Source organism: Actinokineospora sp. UTMC 2448 (assembly GCF_024760565.1).
In the GTDB taxonomy this organism is placed as follows: Bacteria; Actinomycetota; Actinomycetes; order Mycobacteriales; family Pseudonocardiaceae; genus Actinokineospora; species Actinokineospora fastidiosa.
Window position 1 is genome coordinate 3,517,387 of sequence record NZ_CP031087.1, and the last position, 19,804, is coordinate 3,537,190.

The window sequence follows — 19,804 nt, forward strand, 5'->3', positions numbered from 1 at the left end:
GGCTTTGTCTTGTGCCTGCCTCGCCAGGCACGGTTAGATGGACCGGTCTTCCTTGTCCCGTAGGGGATTCCGGGAGCGGCCCGCCGCCGCTCCCGGCTGCGTGCGCGGGCGCGGTCGACTTCTGCTCGCGACGCATTCAGGCATGAGAAATGCGAGGTAGCGCATGACGCGCGCTTTGGGGAGCCAGTACACCCTGGGAGAACTGCTCGGTTCAGGTGCGATGGGTCAGGTTTTCCGGGGAACCGACCAGAGTGGAAAGGAATTCGCGTTCAAGCTCCTGCGGAGCGATCTGTTCGACGAACCTGAGTTCATCTCGCGATTTCTGCAGGAGCGCTCCATTCTGGTCGCGGTGCGGGGGGACAACCTGGTAGGCGTCCACGACCTGGTGGTCGAGGGCGGAACCGCCGCGATCGTGATGGACTTGGTCCCGGGGCGGTCGCTGCGCCACCGACTGGACGAGCAGGGGCCCCTGTTGCCCGCCGAGATCGCCCGGATCGGCGCGGGCATCGCCCACGCCCTGGCGGACGTGCACGCCGCCGGGATCGTCCACCGGGACGTCAAGCCGGACAACGTCCTGATGGACGAGAGCACCACGCTCCCCACGCCCCGGCTCACCGACTTCGGTGTGTCCAAGATGGTCGCGGGCTCCAGGATGGGCCGCAGCACGATGCTCGCGGGCACTCCGGACTACGTCGCCCCCGAACTGGCCGACGGCAAGGAGGTCACCCCAGCCGCCGACCTCTACTCCCTGGGCATCATGCTCTACGAGATGTCCTGCGGCGTGCCGCCGTTCGCAGGCGACTCGGTCCTGCAGGTGCTGCGCAGCCACGGCGAACTGCTGCCGGGCAAGCCGGACGGCATCCCACCCGAGCTGTGGAACGTCATCTGGCACCTCCTGCAGAAGAATCCGGATGCCCGGCCGGGCTCGGCCATCCACGTGGCCGCCGAGCTCGTCCGCCTGGCCGACCTGTACTGGCAGACGCGTCCCCCGGTGGCGACCCGACTGACCACGCCGCCGCCGGGCGTGCCGATCCATCGCGGCAATGAGAACGAGACCATGATCCGCCCGCCGCAGCCGATGGGAGATCCGATGGTGGGCCCGCCCGTGCGGACGAGGAAGCGCCGCACGCCCCTGGTGGTCGCCGCGCTGGTGCTCCTCGCCGGGGCTGGTGGCGGCGGCTATTACCTGGCCACGCAGGATTCCGGTGGTGGCGGCGGCGCGGCAGGCGGCGGGGGGAGCACCTCGACCCCGACCACCGCCGTCGTGCCCGCTGGCGGGCAGGGGTCGGGACCGCCGACCACTACCACCACCACGACCGCGGTCACCGCGATCGCCGTGATGCCCGACCTCGTCGGGAAGACGCTCGGCGAGGCGAAGGACTCGCTGCCGCCCGACATGCCGGTCGAGATCGTCGAGCAGATCGACGAGTCGGCCAAGGACGGCACGGTGCTCAGCCAGGAGCCAGCCGCTGGCACCAGCCCGGTCGACAGCGTGACCCTCACCGTCGCCAGACCAGCGGTGTCGGTTTTCCTGCACACGTACACGCCTGCGGCGGGCGGATGGAACAGCCCAAGCGGCAGCACCTCCGCGGCGATGCAGGGGAAGCCCTACGTCAACTCGCTGCTCGACGCGACCGACTACGGCTGCACCTCCGACGCGCGCGTGGTGGAGTACAACCTGTCGAAGAAGTTCCGCAGGCTGGTGGCCACCGCGGGCGTCGACGACGGGTCCAGCTCGTCGAACCTGAGGATCCAGCTCCAGATCTTCGCCGACGGCAGGGCGGTGCTCAACGAGGCCGTGCAGTTCGGCAAGGTCGTCGAGATCGATGTCGACGTGACCGACGTCCTCAGACTTCGGTTGCAGTGGATCGTCACCAGCGGGCACGACGCGTGCCGCGTCAACAACGTGTTCGTCCTCGGTGACGCCCGGCTCCTCGGGATCGTGGGAACGGTGCCGGTCGAGACCACCACCACGACCGGATGACCACCCAGGTGGACACGGGGCACCTCGCGGTGGCGGCCGGGACCGAGCAGTGGACGTTCCGGCCGGGGGACGTGGTGCGCATCGGCCGCAGCCCGGGCTGCGACATCGTCATCGACGACCCGGCCGTCTCGCGGGACCACCTGCGGGTCGAGTTCGACGACGGCTGGGTCGTCCGCGACCGGTCGGCGGCGGGGACGACCTGCGACGGTCGCCCGGTCACCGAGCTGCGGGTCGCTGGCCGGGTCGTGCTGCGCCTCGCGGGGGCCGTCGAGGTGGTGCTGTCCGCCGGGCAGGCGCGGACCGCGGCCGTCTCGATCGGCCGGGGCGCTGGCAACGACGTCGTCCTCGACGATCCCATGGTTTCCCGTCGCCAGGCCGTCGCCCGGCGGGTCCCCGGCGGATGGACGTTGACCGAACTCGGGGGTCGCAATCCGACCCTGCACAATGGCAACCCCGTGCGGGGGGAGATCTTCGTCGCGGATGGGGACCGGGTCACCTTCGGCTCGACGGAAGTGGCGATTACCGCCCTCGGTTTCACGCCGCTGCCGTCGTCAGGGCGGCGCCTCCTGGTCGAGGAGGTCAGTGTGCGGGCTCCGGATGGGAAGACGCTGCTGTCCGGCGTGGACCTGGCCGTGGCGGCGGGGGAGCTGATCGCGGTCGTCGGGCCGTCGGGCGCGGGCAAGTCGACGCTGCTGAAGGTGATGGCGGGGCAGCTGGAGCCCGCTGACGGCCAAGTGACCTTCGAAGGGGCGGATGTGCACGCCGACGGGACCGTCCGCACGCGCATCGGGGTCGTCCCGCAGGACGACATCCTGCACACGAGGCTGACCGCCCAGGCCGCGCTGTCCTACTCGGCCTCGCTCCGCCTGCCGTCCGACACGTCCCGGGCCGAGCGCCGCGAGCTGGTGGCCGCCGCCCTCGACGAGGTCGACCTCGCCGCGCACGCCGGCACGCGGGTCCGCCGCCTGTCCGGTGGGCAACGCAAGCGGGTCTCGATCGCGATGGAGCTGCTGACCTCGCCGCCCGTGCTGCTGCTCGACGAACCGACCTCCGGGCTGGACCCGAACCTCGACCGGCAGATCATGGCCTCACTGCGCCGGATCGCCGACGCAGGCCGCTCGGTGGTCGTCGTCACGCACAACACCGCCAACCTCGACCGCTGCGACCGCGTCCTGGTCCTCGCACCCGGCGGTGTGCCGTGCTTCCTCGGCCCGCCGGACGGGCTGGCCCCCTGGTTCGGCACCACCGACTGGGCGGAGATCTTCGAGGCGATCCAGAACGTGCCGCCGATGCCGCTGCCTCCGCAGGCGCCGAGCGGGCTCCAGTCGACCGGATCGGCGCCTGTCCCGGCACCGGCTCGGCGGTCGTGGCGGCAGCAGGCGCGCACGCTCACGGCGCGGCACGCCGCCCTGCTCGCCGCGGACCCGGGGTACTCGGCGTTCCTGCTCCTTGCCCCGGTGATCGTCGCCGTGCTGGCGCTGGTGGTTCCCGGAGCGGCAGGCCTGGGCCCGCCCCTGCCCGATGATCCCGGGGAGAGCGGGCAGATCCTCGTGCTCATGGTGGTCGGAGCCGCGTTCACCGGGGCTGCGTCCGGTGTCCGTGAGGTGGTCGCGGAACGGGCGATCTTCCTCAGGGAGCGGGCGGCCGGATTGCGGCCGCTCGCCTACGCCGCGAGCAAGCTGATCGTGCTCGGAGGGGTCGCGGCGGTCCAGGCAGCGGTGTTGACGGTCGGGGTGCGTCTGCTGAAGGCGGGGCCAGCGGAGGCGGTGCTGCTCGGCGACCCCTGGCTGGAGATCGCCGCCGCGCTGTGGTTGACCGCGTTCTCGACCTGCGCGTTCGCGCTGTTCGCCTCGGCGGCCATCCGCTCGGTCCAGCAGGCCATGCCGGTGCTGGTGGTGATCGTGATGGCCCAGTTGGTGCTCTGCGGCGGGATGGTCCCGGTGGCAGACCGGGTCGTGCTCGACCAGGTGTCCTGGCTGGCCCCGGCCCGGTGGGGATACGCGGCGGCCGCGGGCACGGCCGACCTCGCGCGGTTCGTCCCCGGCGCGTCGGACGACGTGCTCTGGCGCCACAGCCCGTCGTGGTGGTCGCTGGCGGCGTCGGTGATGGTCGCCATGACCGCGCTGTCTACGCTGCTGCTCGTGCGCAGGCTGACCCGAATGAGGCCGTGATGGACCGGGACGGGTCGGTGGTCGAGCCCGCGTTCGGCGCGGAGCTGCGGCGCAGGAGGCTGGCCGCCGGGCTCTCCCTGAGCCAGTTCTGCACGCGCATCTACTACAGCAAGGGCTACCTCAGCAAAGTGGAGACCGGCAAGGCGGCGGGCAACCGCGAGTTCGCACAGGCCTGCGACGACGCGCTCGCGGCGGATGGCGCGCTGGTGGCGCTGGCGCCGCCCGAGACCAGTCGGCAGGCGGGCGACGACGCGGTCACCGCGATCGTCGGCCTGCCGCCCGCCACGCCGACGTTCCTGGGACGGACGCGGGAGCTCGACCAACTCGCCGACTTCCTCTCCGCAGGGCACGGCCGCACGACCTGCGTGCTCAGCGGCATGGCCGGAGCGGGGAAGACGGCGCTGGCGCTGGCCGGGGCCTGGCAGGCGGTGGCGGACTTCCCGGACGGATGCCTGTTCCTCGACCTCGGCGGGCATACCCCGGACGCGCCGTACGCGACCGCCCACGACGCACTCAGTCCGCTGCTGCGGTTCCTCGGTGTCCCCGACGACCAGGTCCCGTCGGACTACCCGGTCCGCGCCAATCTCTACCGGAGCAGGCTGCGGGGTAAGCGCATCCTCATCGTCCTCGACAACGCGCGCAACGCCGCCCAGATCGCCCCCCTGGTCCCCAGCGAGCCAGGCTGCCGGATCCTGGTCACCAGCCGAGGTCGGCTGAACGCCCTGGACGACGCCGTGGCCCTGCCGGTCGACGTCCTGCCCCATCAGGAGAGCGTCGAACTCTTCATCACCGTAGGTGGGGCGCGGGCGGCGAACGCGCCTGCGGAGGTCATCGCCCGTATCGCAGGTCGGTGCGGCGGTCTGCCGTTGGCGATCCGGATCGCCGCGGCTCGCTTCCGCTGCGGTTCGGGCTGGACCGCGGCGGAGTTCGACGAGCGGCTGGCCGACGAGTCCGCCCGCCTGGACGTGCTCGACGACGGCGAGCGCAGCGTGGCGGCGGCGTTCGCCCTGTCCACCGGGGAGCTGCCACCCGACCAGCTGCGCCTGTTCGGCCTGCTGGCCCTGTACCCCGGCCGCGACATCGAGGTCCGAGCGGTCGCCGCGCTGGCCGGGGTCCCCTTGGCCGCCGCCCGCGTGCTGCTTGACCGCCTCGGCGACGCGAATCTCGTCGGCCTGGGCCCGGACGACCGTGTGCTGGTGCACGACTTGGTCCGTCAATTCGCCAGGACCAGGGTCCTGCCCGCGGTGGCGGCCGAAGATCAGGACGCGGCTGTGCGCAGAGTGCTTGACCACAGCCTGCTGCTCGCTCGATCCAGCGACGAGCTCATCGCCCCGCACCGCTACCGGTTGGCCGTGGTCATCGGCGAGCTGCCCGACGGCTCGGTCGGGTTCAGCGCGGCCGAGCCCGCGACACGCTGGCGCGAGCGCGAGTGGCCCGCGTTGGTGGGCCTGTGCCGGTTGGCCGCCGAACGGGGTTTCCTCGCCCAGTGCTGGCAGCTCGCCTTCCTGATGCGCGACTTCTTCTTCCTGACCAAGCGGTGGGAGCCCTGGATTGACACCCATGCGCTGGCCGCTCGCTGCGCCCGACAAGCCGGTGATGTCCTGGCCCTGGCGATGACGCTCAACAACCTCGGCGTCGCCTACGTGGACCGAGGTGATCTCGCGGTTGCCGTGGGGTACTACGCCGAGGCGCTTGAGCTGTTCGGGGAGGCGGGCGACGAGCACGGGATCACGACCGCGCGCTCGCACCTGGCATGGGCGGCGCTGTACCTCGGTGAGCCCGAGACCGCGCTGCGCGATCTGGGCGAGGCGGTCGAGGCGTACCGGCGGCTGGGCAATCCGCGCAACGTCGCCATCACGCTGCGCGGCATGTCCCTCGCCGAGACCGAGTTGGCGCGCTACGCGGACGCGATCGCCCACGCCGAGCGCTCCCGGGTCGAGTCCGTCCGGATGAACCTGCGGCTCGACGCGGTGATGTCCGTCAACTGCGCTGCGTGGGCGCATTTCCGCTCAGGCGACCTCGACGCCGCGCACCGCAGCTACGCCGAGGCAGTGGCGCTGGGGGAGGAGTGCGGAAGCGCTTACGAGGTCGCCCGCGCGATCACCGGGCTGGGCAACGTCCACGCGGCCCGCGGTGACGAGGCCGGAGCCTACGCGCTCTGGGCCCAGGCTGACGACAAACACAACCGGCTCGATCCGGTGATCGTAGGCGAGTCGAGGGCGCGCGCGGCAGCCGGTAACTGAGCGCAGGCCGCCGACCTCACCGCTCGCTCAGCCTGCGCAGTTCCTGCTCGGCTTCCTGCGCCTCAGTCGCCCGCAATGCGGTGTACAGGGCCAGGGCCTCGCGCAGGTCGGCGACAGCCGTGACGTGATCACCGTCGAGCACCGCGGCGCGGGCTAGACCGCGGTGCGCCCGGGCGCGTTCGTAGACACTGCCGTGGGCCAGGCTCTGCGTCAGCGCCCGGCGGTGGGCGGACCGGCTCGCTTCCGCGTCGCCTGCCTGTGCGTTCACCTCGCCCAGGCAGTTCAACGCCATGATCGTGTCCAGGGGCGACGGGAACCGGCTGAACACCGCCATCGCCTCGTGCAGGTGGTCGATCGCCTCGTTGACGCGCCCCAGGGCCGCCTCGAACACCGCGATCCCGCGCAGCGTGATCCCCACGTTGGATTCCGCTCCGCACCGGCGGTAGTTGTCCAGGGCCCGGTCGGCGAGGTCGAGTGCGCCCGCGTTGTCACCGCGGCCGTGCAGGACCCATGCCTGGTTGCCCATCGCGTTCGCGGCGCCGCGCAGGTCGCCCAGCCGCTCGAAGCTGGTCAGCGCGGCCAGGAAGTGGGGTTCGGCGGCGTCCGGGTCGCCCCGCTCCAGCAGGGCGATCCCGAGGTTGTTGCCGGTCGTGGCCGCGGCAGCCGGATCGCCGATGCGCAGCGCCGCGGCGAGCGCGGCGGAGTGCGTCGCGATCCAGACGTCCCAGTCCTTGGTCAGGAAGAAGTAGCCGCGCAGCGTGTAGGCCAACTGCCAGCGGTATTCGTCGAGCCCGTCATCGCCGCTTGTCAGCAAGGCGGACATGGTGGGGAGTTCCGCGCCGAGCCAGGCTACGGCCGAGTCGAGGTCGCTGAACCGCGGCGCTGCCACCGGGTCGCCCGCCAGCGGCAGCGGAAACCGGTTGGGGCTGATGAGCTGGTCCGCCGCCGCCGCGCCGTGGAGAAAGTGGCCGAACAGGCGGGTCGTCGCGGCCTGGCGCTCCACCGGGCTGGCGAGTTCGGCGGCGTAGGCCTTCAGCAGGTCGTGCATGGCCACGCGGGTTCCCACGTAAGTGACCAGTTGCGCGTCAGCTAAGGCGGCGATCGACTGGGAGACCGACCGCACTGGATCGCCTGCCAGCGCGACGAGGGCCGCCACGCTCAGGTCCGGCCCGCCGACCGAGCCGAACAGTCGGAACAGGCGGGCGGGTTCGGCCGCGAGATTGCGGTATGACCAGGAGAACGCCGTCCGCACGGCGGTCCGCGAGTCGACGCCGATGTGGAAGGCGTCCAACCTGCTCTGCTCGTCGTCCAGCGCGCGGACGATGTCCGACAGCGGGCTGGTTGGCCTGCTCGTGGCCAGCCCGGCCGCCACACGCAGCGCCAGCGGCAGCCGGGCGCACCGGTCGATCAGCGCGTCCGCGGCGGCCGGTTCCGCTGCCGCGCGTGGGCCGACCAGCACGCGGATGACCTCGCGCGCCGCGTCCTCGTCGAGGACGTCCACCGGGAGCAGCGCTGCCCCGGGGTCGACCAGGAGGCCCGCGAGCGTGGTCCGGCTGGTGATCAATACGCAGGAGGCCGGTCCGGGCAGCAGGGGCCGGACCTGGGCGGCGTCGTGCGCGTTGTCCAGCAGAACGAGTGAGCGCTTCCCGGCGAGCATGGACCGGAAGAGCGCCGCGCGCTCATCGGTGTCGCCGGGGACGTGCTCGACGCCGAGCGCGCGCAGGAACCGGGCGAGCACCGCCTCCGGGGCCAACGGCTCGTCGGGGCCGTATCCCCGGAGATCGACGTGCAACTGGCCGTCCGGATACCGGTCGATGCGCTGGTGCGCCCACCGGAGCGCGAGCGTCGTCTTGCCGACCCCGCCCATGCCGGAGAGCACGACGAGTGGCGCGGTGTCCTCCTGGTGCTCGGCGACCATGTCGTCCAGCGCGGCCAGGAGGTTGTCGCGGCCCGCGAAGCCGCGCGGTGGGCTGGGCAGTTGGCGGGGGACCGAACGCTGCTGCCCGCCGACGTGGAAGTGCACACCACCGTGCACTGAGCCCGCCTGCACGACATTCCCTGACGGATTGGACATTGAGTTGTGGCCGGTCATGCTCGCTCCTCGACTGGGCCTCACGCCTGTGTGATCATGAGCTATCCGCCGCGGCCGGGAACTGGCCGGGGGCTGGCGGCCTCCGCCACCAGGACTGCGATCATGGTCCGTTCAGCGGCGTGTTCCCTGCTCTGGCCCCGACCCCACCGCAGGCACTTCCGCGGTACGCCCCGGATGCGTCGACGACACTCGTAAGATGACGGTGTCGGAATCCGTGCTTTCTAGAGGGGCGTGCGCATGCCGCGGGTGTTCTTGACCTATGCGCACGATTCGAAGAAGCACAAGGATGATGTGCGGCGCTTGGGCAACCTGCTGGTGGAGTCCGGTATTGACGTCGATCTCGACCAGTGGGCCGAAGGCGTACCCCGGGACTGGTCGGTATGGGCCTTGCAGTCGACCCGGGCGGCGGACTACGTCATCGTGGTCGCGTCGCCGCGATACGCTGCCGCGGCCGACGGCCTCGGACCCGCCACGGTCAACCGCGGTGCCCGTTCCGAGGCGGCGACCCTACGCAATCTCCTGCACGGAGATCGCGACCTATGGACCACCAAACTCCTGCCGGTCGTCCTCCCCGGGCACTCGGTGAGCGACCTTCCGTATTTCGTGTTGCCGCACATCGTCGACCACTACGTGATCGAGGAGCTCAGCAGTCCCGGGCTCGAGGGCCTCATCCGGGTGATCACGAGGCAACCTCGCTACACCAAGCCCACGCTCGGCGCGATCCCCCATTTCCCCGCGGAGTCCGACTCCGGCGAGAACAACCCCGGAACCACTACCACCGCGCACCGGTCGGTCGAGGATTACGTCGGTGAGGCTTCGCCGATCTGCCTGCGGATCCGGGCGGGTATCGCGGAGGCGGAGAAGAAGACTCTGGAGGATGTCGCGGCGGGGGCGCTGTCGGAAAAGGCCGCGGAAGCCCGCAAACTGCTGCGCTTCCACGACGTCATGGACGAGGGCTGGCGGCAGTTGAGCGAAGTGCGGCTCCCCTCAGGTGATGACGACCGCAGTCGCCTCCTCCAAGCGTGGCAGGAGACCTACCTCCGTATCCAGATGTCCCTTGGCACGACAGCGAAGTACTTCGACGGGATCGTGCGCAAACCCGGCGTGCTCTCTTTCCTGGTCCGCCCCATCGCCGGGCTGACGGCAGGCGTGGAGACCCTGAACCTGACCAAGGAGTTCCGGCGCCTGTCGAAACTCCTGGGGATCGAGAACCCGCTGGAAGGATGATCGCGGTCGAACCCTTCGTATCGGCGTACCTCCGCGGAAGCAGATGTTGAAGCCGCGCTCCGACGTTCTGCGGGTGACCGCGACGTCCAGCCGGTGAGTAAGCCAGAGCCCCAAGCCGCCGGCCTTCTCTGCGTCACAGGGACGAGCTACCGATTCCAGCACGCCAAGATCCAAGACCATCTCGCAAAGATGGCAGGAGAAACTCGCCCTCGACGTGGTTTTTACCGGAGAAGCCGCCGAAGGAAATCAATGATTCCGTCGAACCGCGAAATCCAGGTCGCAGGATCCAAATTCGGCGGCGGTAGAGCATGCGTCAACACAACTCAGGGCCACCGATGGTCGACACCCAGCTGCGTAGGACGACACCGAGCGCTACTGCGGGTTGCCCGCGTAGGAGCGAACAACCGGTCCTGCCACCTGGTAGACTAGCCGCCCGTGGCGCTGATCCCACGTACTGTGGAGGCGTTGATGGTCACGGTGAACCGGCGTGTTCACACAGAGACGTCGAGGAGATAGCCCGCGAAGGCCAGGTCCTCGACCTCGTCCCACCCCGTTGCTCTATCAACAGCGGTGACACACGCCGACCCTTCGACGGGGTGGAATTGTCGCGGATCGCCGTATGGGTCCGGTGCCGCTCGGTAGTGCACCGCGCGGATCGCTACGACGACTCCCTCCAGGGAATCCGGGTCTCGCTGGCCGTCACTGTGGTGCTCCTCGGCGTGGGTCAGCTCTGCGGCCAGTGCCGGGCCCGCGACCGCCGCCAGCCACTCCGAGTCGGGCTCGGTGACCGACCACGCCACCCGGGAACCCACCACGAACGGCTCCCCGCAACACTGCATCTGCCAGCCGTCAACCCACACAGTCGCCTTCATAGAGCCAGTTCCACCCCACTCTTCACCCGACCCGACTTCCCGTGCGTCAACCGTGCGCTCTCGTCGATTACCGGGCCCTGGAGTCCGGCACCCCTGCGTAGTCGGGCAGCTCGACGCCAGTGAACGCGCGCCCGATCAGCTCGGTGAACCACTCGCCTGTGAAATCGGGGCTCGGCTCGGCGGCTGGCCCGGGGACGTCGCGGCTGCGGGCGTTCAGCCTTCCGATCTCCTGGTTGGCCTCGACGAACGAGCGCATCCGCGTCTCGTAGCGGGCGAACCCGGCCTCGGGGTCCCACCCGGCGGCCGCCAGTTCACCGGCCAGCAGGTAGGCGCCGACCAGGGCCAGCCCGGTGCCCTGCCCGGACAGCGGCGACGAACTGAACGCCGCGTCCCCGAGCAGCCCACTCGTCCGCTCGACCAGCGGTCCATCACCACCTGGGCGACCTGGTCGAGGTAGAAGTCCGGGGTGTCGTCCAGGTGCGCGAGGATGTCCGCGGCCAACCAGCCCAGGCCGGTGACCCGCTCACGCAGCAGAGCCTTCTGGGCCGCGACGTCACGGTAGTCGACATCGAAATCAGCCGAGGGGAAGGAGAACATCGCCATCGCCCGGGTGGCGTCCTGGATGGGGCGCAGGAGGGCTGAGCGCCCGGTCCCCGGATCCTGGTACTCGAGCAGCCAGCGGTCCAGCCCGAACTCGTTGGGCACGCTGTAGAAGGCCAGCACGTGCCCGAGGTGGCGGAGAAACCGCTCCTGCGGCCCGAAGACCATCGCCCGCAGCGCCGAGTACAGCCCGTCCGCCCCGACCGCCAGGTCGAAGCGCCGACGGTCGCCGCCCGCGAAGGCCACGTCGACCCCGTCCGCGTCCTGGGCGAGCTCGGTGATCCGGTCGCCGAAGACGTACTCGACGTCGTCGCGGGTGTCCTCGTAGAGCACCCGGGACAGATCCCCGCGCAGGATCTCGATGTCCGCGATGAACCCGTCGCCACCGTCGTCGTCGGCGCGGAAGGTCTCCAACACCTGCCCGTCCGCGTCCACGGTGTGCGCGCCGGCGGTGTCGGTGCACGCCGCGCGCACCGCCGCGTCCAGCCCCATGCGCCGGATGACCTCCTTGGCCACTCCGCGCGCGTCCACCGCCTGCCACCAGGACGCAACTCGGAGGCCCGCTCCACCACGGTCACCTCGGCTCCCCGCCGACACAACCAGTGGGCCAACGCGGGACCCGCGATGCTCGCCCCCGTCACCAAAACCTTGGTACCGCTCACCGCGCCCCCTGCACGCCGTCCGCATCAAGGTCCTGATCGTACAGTGATCCTCAGCTGAGGGTTCCAGCGTCAAGCCGCTGAGGACATCTTCCTCCTGGTGCAGGGATGTCAGCCGCACATTCAGGTAGACCTTGCCGCACTGTCGTGGGGGTGAGGATCGCGCACCGCGCTGGTGGGGGTGCTCGTATGGTTGAACCTCCTCCCCGCTGGTCTCTCGGGCGCGCGAGCGCGGCTCGGCGGTATCGGACCTGGCTTACAGTCGAGGAATCCGAGCCGCCGCTTGAGCCGAAGGGCCGACTGGGTAAGGTGCCAGCATGAAGCAGGCCGTCGTCGCCGAGACCGTGACGCCTCGTCCGATCTCCCATTTGAAGGCGGACATCTCCGCCGTGCGTGCGATCGCCCAGGCCGCCGTGAGCGTGGAGCTGTTCACGATTCCGCTCTACCTGGCCGCGATGACCTCGATCCAGGGCATGCACCAGATCACCGGCAAGGACCAGGATTTCTACAAAGGGCGGTTGTGGCCCGGCCCGGCGCCGACCGCGGAGCCGCAGACGGCCAACGAGGAAGCGGTCAACATCTTCTTCTCGGTGTTCATCGAGGAGATGCTGCACCTGCAGATGGCGGCCAACCTGGCCAGTTGCATCGGCGTCAAGCCGACCTTCACCAGCCCGCTGCTGCAGGACAAGCACTACGGCTGGACCTGCTACGGGCCGGACAAGACCAAGATCCCGCACATCATCGACCTGACCGACACGCTGCCCTGGTCGGATATCACGGTCGACATCGGCGCCGTCGACGAGAAGCAGGTGCGGCTGTTCGAGGCCATCGAGCAGCCCGAAGAGGGCGCCAAGGACAGGATCAAGCCCGAAGCGCTGCCCAAATACTTCCCGACCGTGCCGTTCGAGGGCTGGAAGCAGGAGTACACCGACAAGGACCTGCCGATGTTCGGCACGATCGGGCACATGTACCTGTGCTACTACGACTATCTGAACCTGTCCTATGCGGGCAACCCGGAGAAGAAGTTGTGGGAGTACCTCTACGACCGCGGCGCGGTGCAGCGGGACCTGTTCAACGTCGAGCGATCCGGCCACCCGAAACGGGAGTACCTCGGCTTCGACACCACCATCGATGACCTCCCGGACATCACCCGCCGTTCGCTGAGGCAGGTGTGGGATCTGATCAGCGCCATCACCGACCAGGGCGAGGGCAGCGAACTGCCGCGGGAGCGCCCGCGGGCTGTCCTGGACAAGTACCAGGCTTCGCAGGAGGCGCTGGCGGCCGACTACCCCAGCTACACCGACGACGGCAAGCTCACGAAGTCCGCGGACGCCGCGGCCCGCCACGACAACGGCGGCATGGACCACTACGAGCGCTTCGCGGAAGTCCGGCGCATGGTCGAGGACGATCAGATCCTGACCTGGCCCCAGTGGCGCGCGGGCCAGGAGCGGCCGTGGCGGGCCGAGGACCTGCGAACCGCGTCGTGGCAGGGCGGCGAGTACAAGCTGCCGAGCCCCGAGGACGTCGCCGAGGCGATGAACGACCTCGGTGGCGACCCCGCGATGTACGAGAGGATCTGCCAGGCCGCGGTCGGCTCGATCGCCGGGATCACCACGGTCCTGAACAAGTACTGGAGCGAACCGAACGTCACGTTCCCGTACCCGTCGATGGCGGGTTCGGGTGACCGGATGGCGATCTGCTGGGCGTTGTTCCGCAAGGCGCCCGTCCTCAAGGGCTCGGGGGAGGAGCGCCCCACGGGCAAGCTCCTCCACGCCTGCCAGGGGCTCGACCTCACCAACACCACGGGACAGTCCAACGACTGCGCCGCCGTGCCCGTCTACCACTCCTGCCGGGGTTCCAACGCCTGCAAGGCCGAGGGCGGCTGCGGGTTCGTGCAGAACGACAAAGGCGGGGGAAGCTGCGGCTTCGGCCTGGTGAAGGCGAAGATCGTCGACGACACCGCCGACGACGACGCCGAGGAGGTCCGGTACTCCGCGCCCGGCGACAACCGGTGCGGCGGCTTCGGCGGCTGCGCGGTGCCCATCTCGGCCTCGCAGATCTTCCCGAAGACCGGGACCATGCAGCTGTACGACTTCGAGGGCAAGGAGAACAAGCCCACGAAACTCGACAAGACGATCCCGTTCAAGCGCGGCGAGACCGTCTACGAGGTCGCCTACCGCGCCTACAAGGAAGTGATGAAGCACCGCGGGCAGGCCGTGCCGGAGGAGCCGAAGCCGAACAACGTGCGGCTGGCGTTCCCGCCGTCGAAGGTTTCCTCGTCCACCAACGTCTCGTGCACGACCCGCTCGGAGAAGACCCACTCCCCCACCGGGTTCACCCGCACCCGGCCTGAACCGCGACCGCCAGCCCGACCACCCTCACCATGCCCTGTGGTGCCCTGCCGATTCCACACCTGCCGACCCGTGTACCGAGGATTACCCAAAATCGCGAGCACGGTCCGCAGAACCCACCGCTGCCTCGACCGGTGGCCGTTTCGACCCGGATCGCTCGCCGACGGACACGGAGCACCCCGCTCGCTCAGCTCCCGCACCAACGACGCCACCGAACGCCCCTTCGCCCGCTCCGCGAACATCCAGCCCACCCACGGCGCCGTCCGCGGATCCGGGACCAACACCTTCACCCGACGACCCCACCCAGCCTGCTCCCTATTCGGATGCGCCCCGCCATCGGCCAACATGTACCCATAGGGCGGACGACCACCCAGATAACGGCCCTGCTCTCGCGTCTGCCCCGCCATCGCCGCCAACGCCCGCCGCCTGGCCCGAGCCACCTCCCGCTGCGCCTGAGCGCCCAGCAGCACCATCAACGCCTGATGCACCGGACTGTCCAACTCCACCGGCCCACCAGCCTCCGGCAACCACACCCGCACACCCAACTCATGCAACCGGCGAACAACATCCCAAAACTGATCACCGTGGAAAGCCCGCTCATACTCCCCCACCACCACCGCATCAAACCCACGATCCGGGTCCTCCGCAGCCGCCAGCAGCGCCGAGGCAGCCCGGCGCTCCGGCCACGACCAGCGCCGCGAACGGCCAGCATCGAAGAACTCCACCGTGATCCGACCGAACCCATCGATCAACTCTTCCGCCACGGCACGCTGCCATCCGCGCGAGGTGTCCGGGTCCTGGAAACCGACGGTCGACATCCGACCATAGAACGCGAACCGTAGCCCCTCCACCGATTCCGCCCTGCTCCGCTGCGGAGGGAGCCGCTCGATCAACGCCGTCACGAAGTCGGTGTGGGTCATGCCCCCAAGCCTCCCTCCATCGGCTGGCCGTCAGTGCCCGAGACGACTCGATCCGCCATCGGTTGACGGCACGGACAGAGAGACGTGGGGCTGGCCTCGCGAGTCGATGTCCGCTGTCATCCCGGGCAACGTTGTCCGATATCGCCATGTTGGGCCCGGCCGCGCGGTTGCAGTCCAGCTCGTCAGCGAAATCGACCTCTCGGGCCGTCGTTCGACCGCGCCCGTGACGGCACGGGCGGCGATGGCAGGCAACGTGCGCCGCGATGACCTCGCCGCCGCGCTGGCGGGCATCTCCGCAGCCCATCAGGCCCTGATCACCCGCTGCGCGCCCACATCGAAACCCTGCCCACCGACGCGGTGGTCAACTAGCCCGTGCGACGCACAACCCAGGGGGTCGAGGTCTTCGCGAGCAGGCCGTGCCTTGCAAGTGCCGTGAAGGACACCGATCCGATGGTCGATGCTGTCGCGCCGGAAGTGCTGTGATTCCCTCGGAATCGGCCGCACCACGATCTGCCTGGCACCTGCGGGCGAGCCTGCGAACGACACACGCACGTTCTCAACGCGCCCGGCCTGCACCACGTTGTGCGCGCTACCGGAGAACTCGTTGCGCATGACTACTGGTCCCTTGACGCCGTGCCCGGGATCACTCACTGCGCTACCTGGCAGTGGGAGCAGCAACCGGCTCAGCGTGTCGGCGGCCATCACTGGACGGTACGGCGCAGCGCCTCAGCTGAAAGTCGACCGCCGCGGCGAAGCGCCGACAACACCAGCCAGGGGCGCCGCCGCCCTTCGCGCGCGGTCTTCACCTGGTCGGTCGTACACGTCGGCGCGGGACTGGAATGGTCCCGATGAGGGGGAGACGACCGGCGATCGTGCCAGTTTGAGCAGTCGACCGTGACTCCCAGTCGAAGTTTGAGGCGCCTATTCGACTGCGTCACTCCGTGGTGAAATTACGATGATGCGCGGAAGGGGTCGACATCTGGTCGCACGGTGACCACTCTGCCGGGAGTCGGGTTGACATGCCGTTCCCGTCGACCCACGCTGATAGCGACATTCGCTCCAGGTTCTCTGGGCGATAGTCAGGCAAATTCGGAAAACCCACGTCGAGAAAGAGTGATCGCGTGATGATGCGAAGTGTCAGAGCGGATGCCCAAGCAACTGTTCGGTCCAACTCCATGGAAGCGGTGACGAGTCGCTCCCGGGTGGGGTTGGGGGTGCGACGAGCCTCGGGCGGGCTCGCCGTGCTGGCTCTCACCGCTGCCACCTTGATGGGAACAGGATCGATCGCCGCGGCCGCGGAGGATTCGCATCCTCTAGCGCCCGCTGCCGGGTGTGTAAGCCGCCTCGGAAACAACGGCTACTCGGCCTACGCGAGGTGTAACCGGGACTCGGGTTCCGCCGAGGTGTTCCGCGCGGTCGTGGCTTGCGAGAAGGAAAACGGCCACAGGTATTACCGGACCAGCGGGTGGGAGCGCGCCTGGTACGCCGGCGGCAAATACGCCTACGCCTACTGCAGCGATAAGGACAACGCGGTCGACCACGGTTACGAGCTTCGGTACGAGAACGACTGAGTGAGTCCCGGGGTCGTGGTCAAGGTCCTGCCTTCGTGAACGACACCAGTGCCAACACCTGACTGAGGTGGTTTCCGTGTCCAGGAGCGCGTGCCTGGAGATCCACGCCATCAACGTGAGTCAGGGCGATCTGATCCTGATCATCAACCGCGATCTGGCGAAGGTGAAGGAGAAGATTGAGGCCCGTGACGACGCGGAACTCCCGGGCGACCCGATCGACTGGGTTCCGTATGCGCGCCACCACGGCGTTTCTCTCTACGGCACGGTGCGGAAGGCCCTGTGGATCGATGGTGGTGACACCTGTTTCGCGGATGGGGTCTACGTGCTGCTCGAGGACTGGGGCGTGGTGGATCGCGGTGAGACGTGGTTTCCCCACTTGTCCATCCTGGTGAGCCACTTCCATGACGATCACATCGGTGCGCTGACCAACCTGTTCGGTTACTACGAGACGAAGGTGATCGACAAGAAGAAGCGCAAGGTGTACTGCGAGCGGATCAGGCCTGCGGCGGTTTACCTCAACGTGACCAATTCAGCGGCGGACGCGCAGGCGTCCACCCTGACCACCGATCTTCGACGACGCATCAAGGAAGGGCGCGTGGCGTCTGCCGAGAAGGCCACCGCCATGCGCGAGGTCTGGCCCGGTGGACTGACGCCGGAAACGCCGGACAAGGCGTCGACGCCGGTGGAGATCGATCTCGGCACCGGCGTCGACGACATCCCGATCAAATGCGTTCTGCGGGCCGCTCATGGCGTGTTCAACCCCGTCACGAAGACGGTGCACAAGCCGAAATCACGCAAGGGAAAATGGGATGAGAACGACCGGTCCTTGGCCGTGGTGGTCGAGTACGGTTCTTTCCGGTACTTCGCGGCAGGCGACATCGCGGGCGACGGTCGTGCCGGTGGCGGGAATGAGGGCGACAACGCGATGCCGGACGGCCCCGGCCTCTCGAGCGGGCACGGCGACATGGAGAAGCCGCTGCGGGAAGCGCTGACGGCGGCCTATCCGAAGACGGAGGACACGGGGTGGACCGCGGGCAGGGCCAAGTTCACCAGCGCGGGTTACGCCACGGTGATGAAGATCAGCCACCACGGCAGCGCTTCCAGCACCGACGTGCACACGCTGGCCACCCTGCGGCCGCTCGTCGTGACGATCAGCGCCGGGTACAAGATCAAGTACCACGCCTTCCCGCGCAAGCAGGTGGTCAATCGGATGGACCCGAACAAGACATCGACCTGGAAGGCTCCGGACGGTTCTGCCGTGCCCAACTCCGTCAAAGGGGTATACCTGACGGAGCCCGCCACCAAGAACGACGAAGACCTCACCCCGAAAGCGCTGCCCGACCACTGGCGCGTCGTCGGGGACATCGTCGTCCGTCCCGTGGATGAAAGCGTCCGCGCTGTGCAGAAGAGCATCGCCAAGGGGGAGAAGATCGAGGTGCAGGTCTACGGAGTCGGCATCCAGGAAAAGCCGGAGAGCGAGAAGTTCACACTACGACCGCTGGCGAAGAAGAACACCGAGGGTGTCTACCCGATCGGCCCGTTCTGGCACTCGGACGAGCACTGATGCTCGGCAAGCGCAATGCAGGGACACGTGAATGAAGGCGTGGTGTCGATGGGTCTCTCAGTCGAGAAGAAGGGCGGCTTGTGGGTCGTCAACAACGTAACGGCGAAAGGGGCCAGCGCGCCGCTGGGCCGGGTGTACGCCACAGTAGGCGCCCACTACGTCGGTTTCGACGACCGTTTCGACGAACCCCTCGTCGTCCGCGCGTACCTCGATCCCACGATCGACGATGCCATCCTCAAAGCGCAGCGGAACGGTGAGTTCGACCACCTCGGTTATGTGCAGGTCGCCGAACTCGGTTTCCGCTCGATCCCCATCCCACCGGCCGTCTACGGGGGCAGGCTGGCCGAGCGAGAGGCCTACCGCTACGGCGCCGAGCAGCGCTTCCTCGACTACATGGGTCCTGCCGACGCCAGGGCCCGGATGTTCGACGTCCCCTTCTACGCCTGCAACGCCGCCTTGGCTGACCCGAGCCTGTCCGAGTACCGGCAGCTCACCGACCACCCGCTGGGAAACGGCTCGCTCTACTGGCCCAAGGGCACCGGTGAGAACCGCTCGCTCTGCGCCTCCTTGGTGGCCTCCGTGGTGACCAGCCTCGTCACCCCCGCGGACGTGCGGGCCGCGCTAACCCCCGAGCGCCTGCTGCTCAGCATCTCCGCCACCCGGGCCGAGCTGAAGAAGAAGGAGGCGTACCGGATCGCACTGGACCACCTGCGCACCCACCCGCTGCCTGACCGGCCCAAGGCGTCCCCTCCCCTGGCCAAGGTCGACGAGACCACCCTGGCCGCCGAGGTGGTCGGTGATCTGGTGCTGATCTCCCTGCCGCCCTCGCTGGAGGAGGAGCCGCCGACGCTCTGCGTCGGCACGAAGGAGGTCGACGCCTCCACCGTCGAGGTCGTGGTGCACGTCCTGACGGTGTACGACGTGCAGAACCTCACCAGGGACACCGGTCTGGCCGCGCTCCAGCGCATCTGCTCGTACCTCGCCGACTCGGGACTGGTCAGCGACCTCGCCGAGGCCGACCTCGACAGGCCGCAGCCGCGGCGGCGCGCGTCCGGCCTGCCCTTCCACATCCCCCCGGGCACCGACCTGCTCGAGCTGCGGTATTCGACGCTGGCCTACGGGCACCGCGCAGGCGTGCCCACCCGCATGCCGAGGAGCTGCTTCGGCGGCTTCACCTGGTCGTTGATCTTCCGGTTCGACAACGACACCGCGTCGCTGTCCCCGGTGGAGGTCCGCGCCCCGAAGGCGCTGGGAGCCTTCGACATCCAGCCCGCCATCGACCGGTACCGCCAGGCCGTCGCCCGTCCGCAACCTCGTGACACGGTCGACAGGACCATCTTCACGCGCGCGCGGATGCGCCGGGAGAACTTCGCCGCAGGCCGACGGTTGCGCTTCAGCGGCGCTTTCAAGGGCGTCTAACGGCCGCGCGCCGCACCAGCCTGCCCGGCTCACCCACCCTGCCCGACACCAGCTCCTGCGAACGGAAGTGACGAGCATGTCGCAGCCGACCACACCCCCCGCCGGGACGGAGAGCTCCTTCCGCGACGGTC

At 69.0% G+C, this 19,804-nt stretch carries 11 protein-coding genes and 2 pseudogenes; 8 read left to right on the top strand and 5 right to left on the bottom strand.

Features of this window, described 5'->3' with window-relative positions; genetic code table 11:
- Positions 1 to 163: 163 nt before the first annotated feature.
- From Actkin_RS16075 to Actkin_RS16085, 3 genes are read left to right on the top strand one after another with little or no spacing between them, the layout of a single operon-like run.
- Positions 164 to 1,984 (top strand): protein kinase domain-containing protein, encoded by a 1,821-nt coding sequence (locus tag Actkin_RS16075; RefSeq protein WP_258903205.1) that lies wholly within the window; start codon positions 164 to 166, stop codon positions 1,982 to 1,984.
- Positions 1,981 to 4,155, top strand: coding sequence for an ATP-binding cassette domain-containing protein (locus tag Actkin_RS16080; protein ID WP_258903206.1), 2,175 nt, complete (start codon positions 1,981 to 1,983; stop codon positions 4,153 to 4,155). The genes Actkin_RS16075 and Actkin_RS16080 overlap by 4 nt, the downstream gene beginning before the upstream one ends.
- The gene (locus Actkin_RS16085) at positions 4,155 to 6,398 is read left to right on the top strand and encodes an XRE family transcriptional regulator (RefSeq protein WP_258903207.1); all 2,244 of its coding nucleotides are present in this window, start codon (positions 4,155 to 4,157) and stop codon (positions 6,396 to 6,398) included. The genes Actkin_RS16080 and Actkin_RS16085 overlap by 1 nt, the downstream gene beginning before the upstream one ends.
- A 16-nt stretch (positions 6,399 to 6,414) precedes the next feature.
- Here the strand turns inward: Actkin_RS16085 and Actkin_RS16090 are convergent, their stop codons facing one another.
- Positions 6,415 to 8,490: a tetratricopeptide repeat protein gene (locus Actkin_RS16090; protein WP_258903208.1), complete on the bottom strand. Its 2,076-nt coding sequence runs from the start codon at positions 8,488 to 8,490 to the stop codon at positions 6,415 to 6,417.
- Positions 8,491 to 8,727: 237 nt separating this feature from the next.
- Here Actkin_RS16090 and Actkin_RS16095 point away from each other — a divergent pair, with 237 nt between their 5' ends.
- Entirely contained in the window at positions 8,728 to 9,717 is a 990-nt protein-coding gene (locus Actkin_RS16095) for a toll/interleukin-1 receptor domain-containing protein (RefSeq protein ID WP_258903209.1), read from the top strand.
- Positions 9,718 to 10,208: 491 nt separating this feature from the next.
- Here the strand turns inward: Actkin_RS16095 and Actkin_RS16100 are convergent, their stop codons facing one another.
- A complete protein-coding gene (locus Actkin_RS16100; RefSeq protein ID WP_258903210.1) occupies positions 10,209 to 10,589 on the bottom strand; it encodes a DUF6578 domain-containing protein in 381 nt (126 codons plus the stop codon).
- A 67-nt stretch (positions 10,590 to 10,656) separates the two neighbouring features.
- Positions 10,657 to 11,851 (bottom strand): annotated as a pseudogene (locus tag Actkin_RS16105) (FAD-dependent monooxygenase).
- A 314-nt stretch (positions 11,852 to 12,165) separates the two neighbouring features.
- Here Actkin_RS16105 and Actkin_RS16110 point away from each other — a divergent pair.
- A pseudogene (locus tag Actkin_RS16110) lies at positions 12,166 to 13,059 on the top strand (ferritin-like domain-containing protein); the annotation flags it as partial.
- Positions 13,060 to 14,030: 971 nt separating this feature from the next.
- Here Actkin_RS16110 and Actkin_RS16115 read toward each other — a convergent pair.
- Positions 14,031 to 15,119: a recombinase family protein gene (locus Actkin_RS16115; RefSeq protein ID WP_258907941.1), complete on the bottom strand. Its 1,089-nt coding sequence runs from the start codon at positions 15,117 to 15,119 to the stop codon at positions 14,031 to 14,033.
- A gap of 303 nt (positions 15,120 to 15,422) precedes the next feature.
- Complete coding sequence (locus tag Actkin_RS16120; protein WP_258903211.1) at positions 15,423 to 15,731, bottom strand: hypothetical protein; 309 nt, start codon at positions 15,729 to 15,731, stop codon at positions 15,423 to 15,425.
- 563 nt (positions 15,732 to 16,294) lie between these two features.
- On the opposite strand from Actkin_RS16120, the gene Actkin_RS16125 reads away from it, so the two are divergent.
- The 3 genes from Actkin_RS16125 to Actkin_RS16135 all read left to right on the top strand — a co-directional run bounded on the left by Actkin_RS16125 (position 16,295) and on the right by Actkin_RS16135 (position 19,673).
- On the top strand, positions 16,295 to 16,690 hold the full coding sequence (locus Actkin_RS16125; protein WP_258903212.1) for a hypothetical protein: 396 nt from the start codon (positions 16,295 to 16,297) through the stop codon (positions 16,688 to 16,690).
- Between the two features lie 76 nt (positions 16,691 to 16,766).
- Entirely contained in the window at positions 16,767 to 18,254 is a 1,488-nt protein-coding gene (locus tag Actkin_RS16130; RefSeq protein WP_258903213.1) for a ComEC/Rec2 family competence protein, read from the top strand.
- 48 nt (positions 18,255 to 18,302) lie between these two features.
- Positions 18,303 to 19,673: a hypothetical protein gene (locus Actkin_RS16135; protein ID WP_258903214.1), complete on the top strand. Its 1,371-nt coding sequence runs from the start codon at positions 18,303 to 18,305 to the stop codon at positions 19,671 to 19,673.
- Positions 19,674 to 19,804 lie beyond the last annotated feature (131 nt).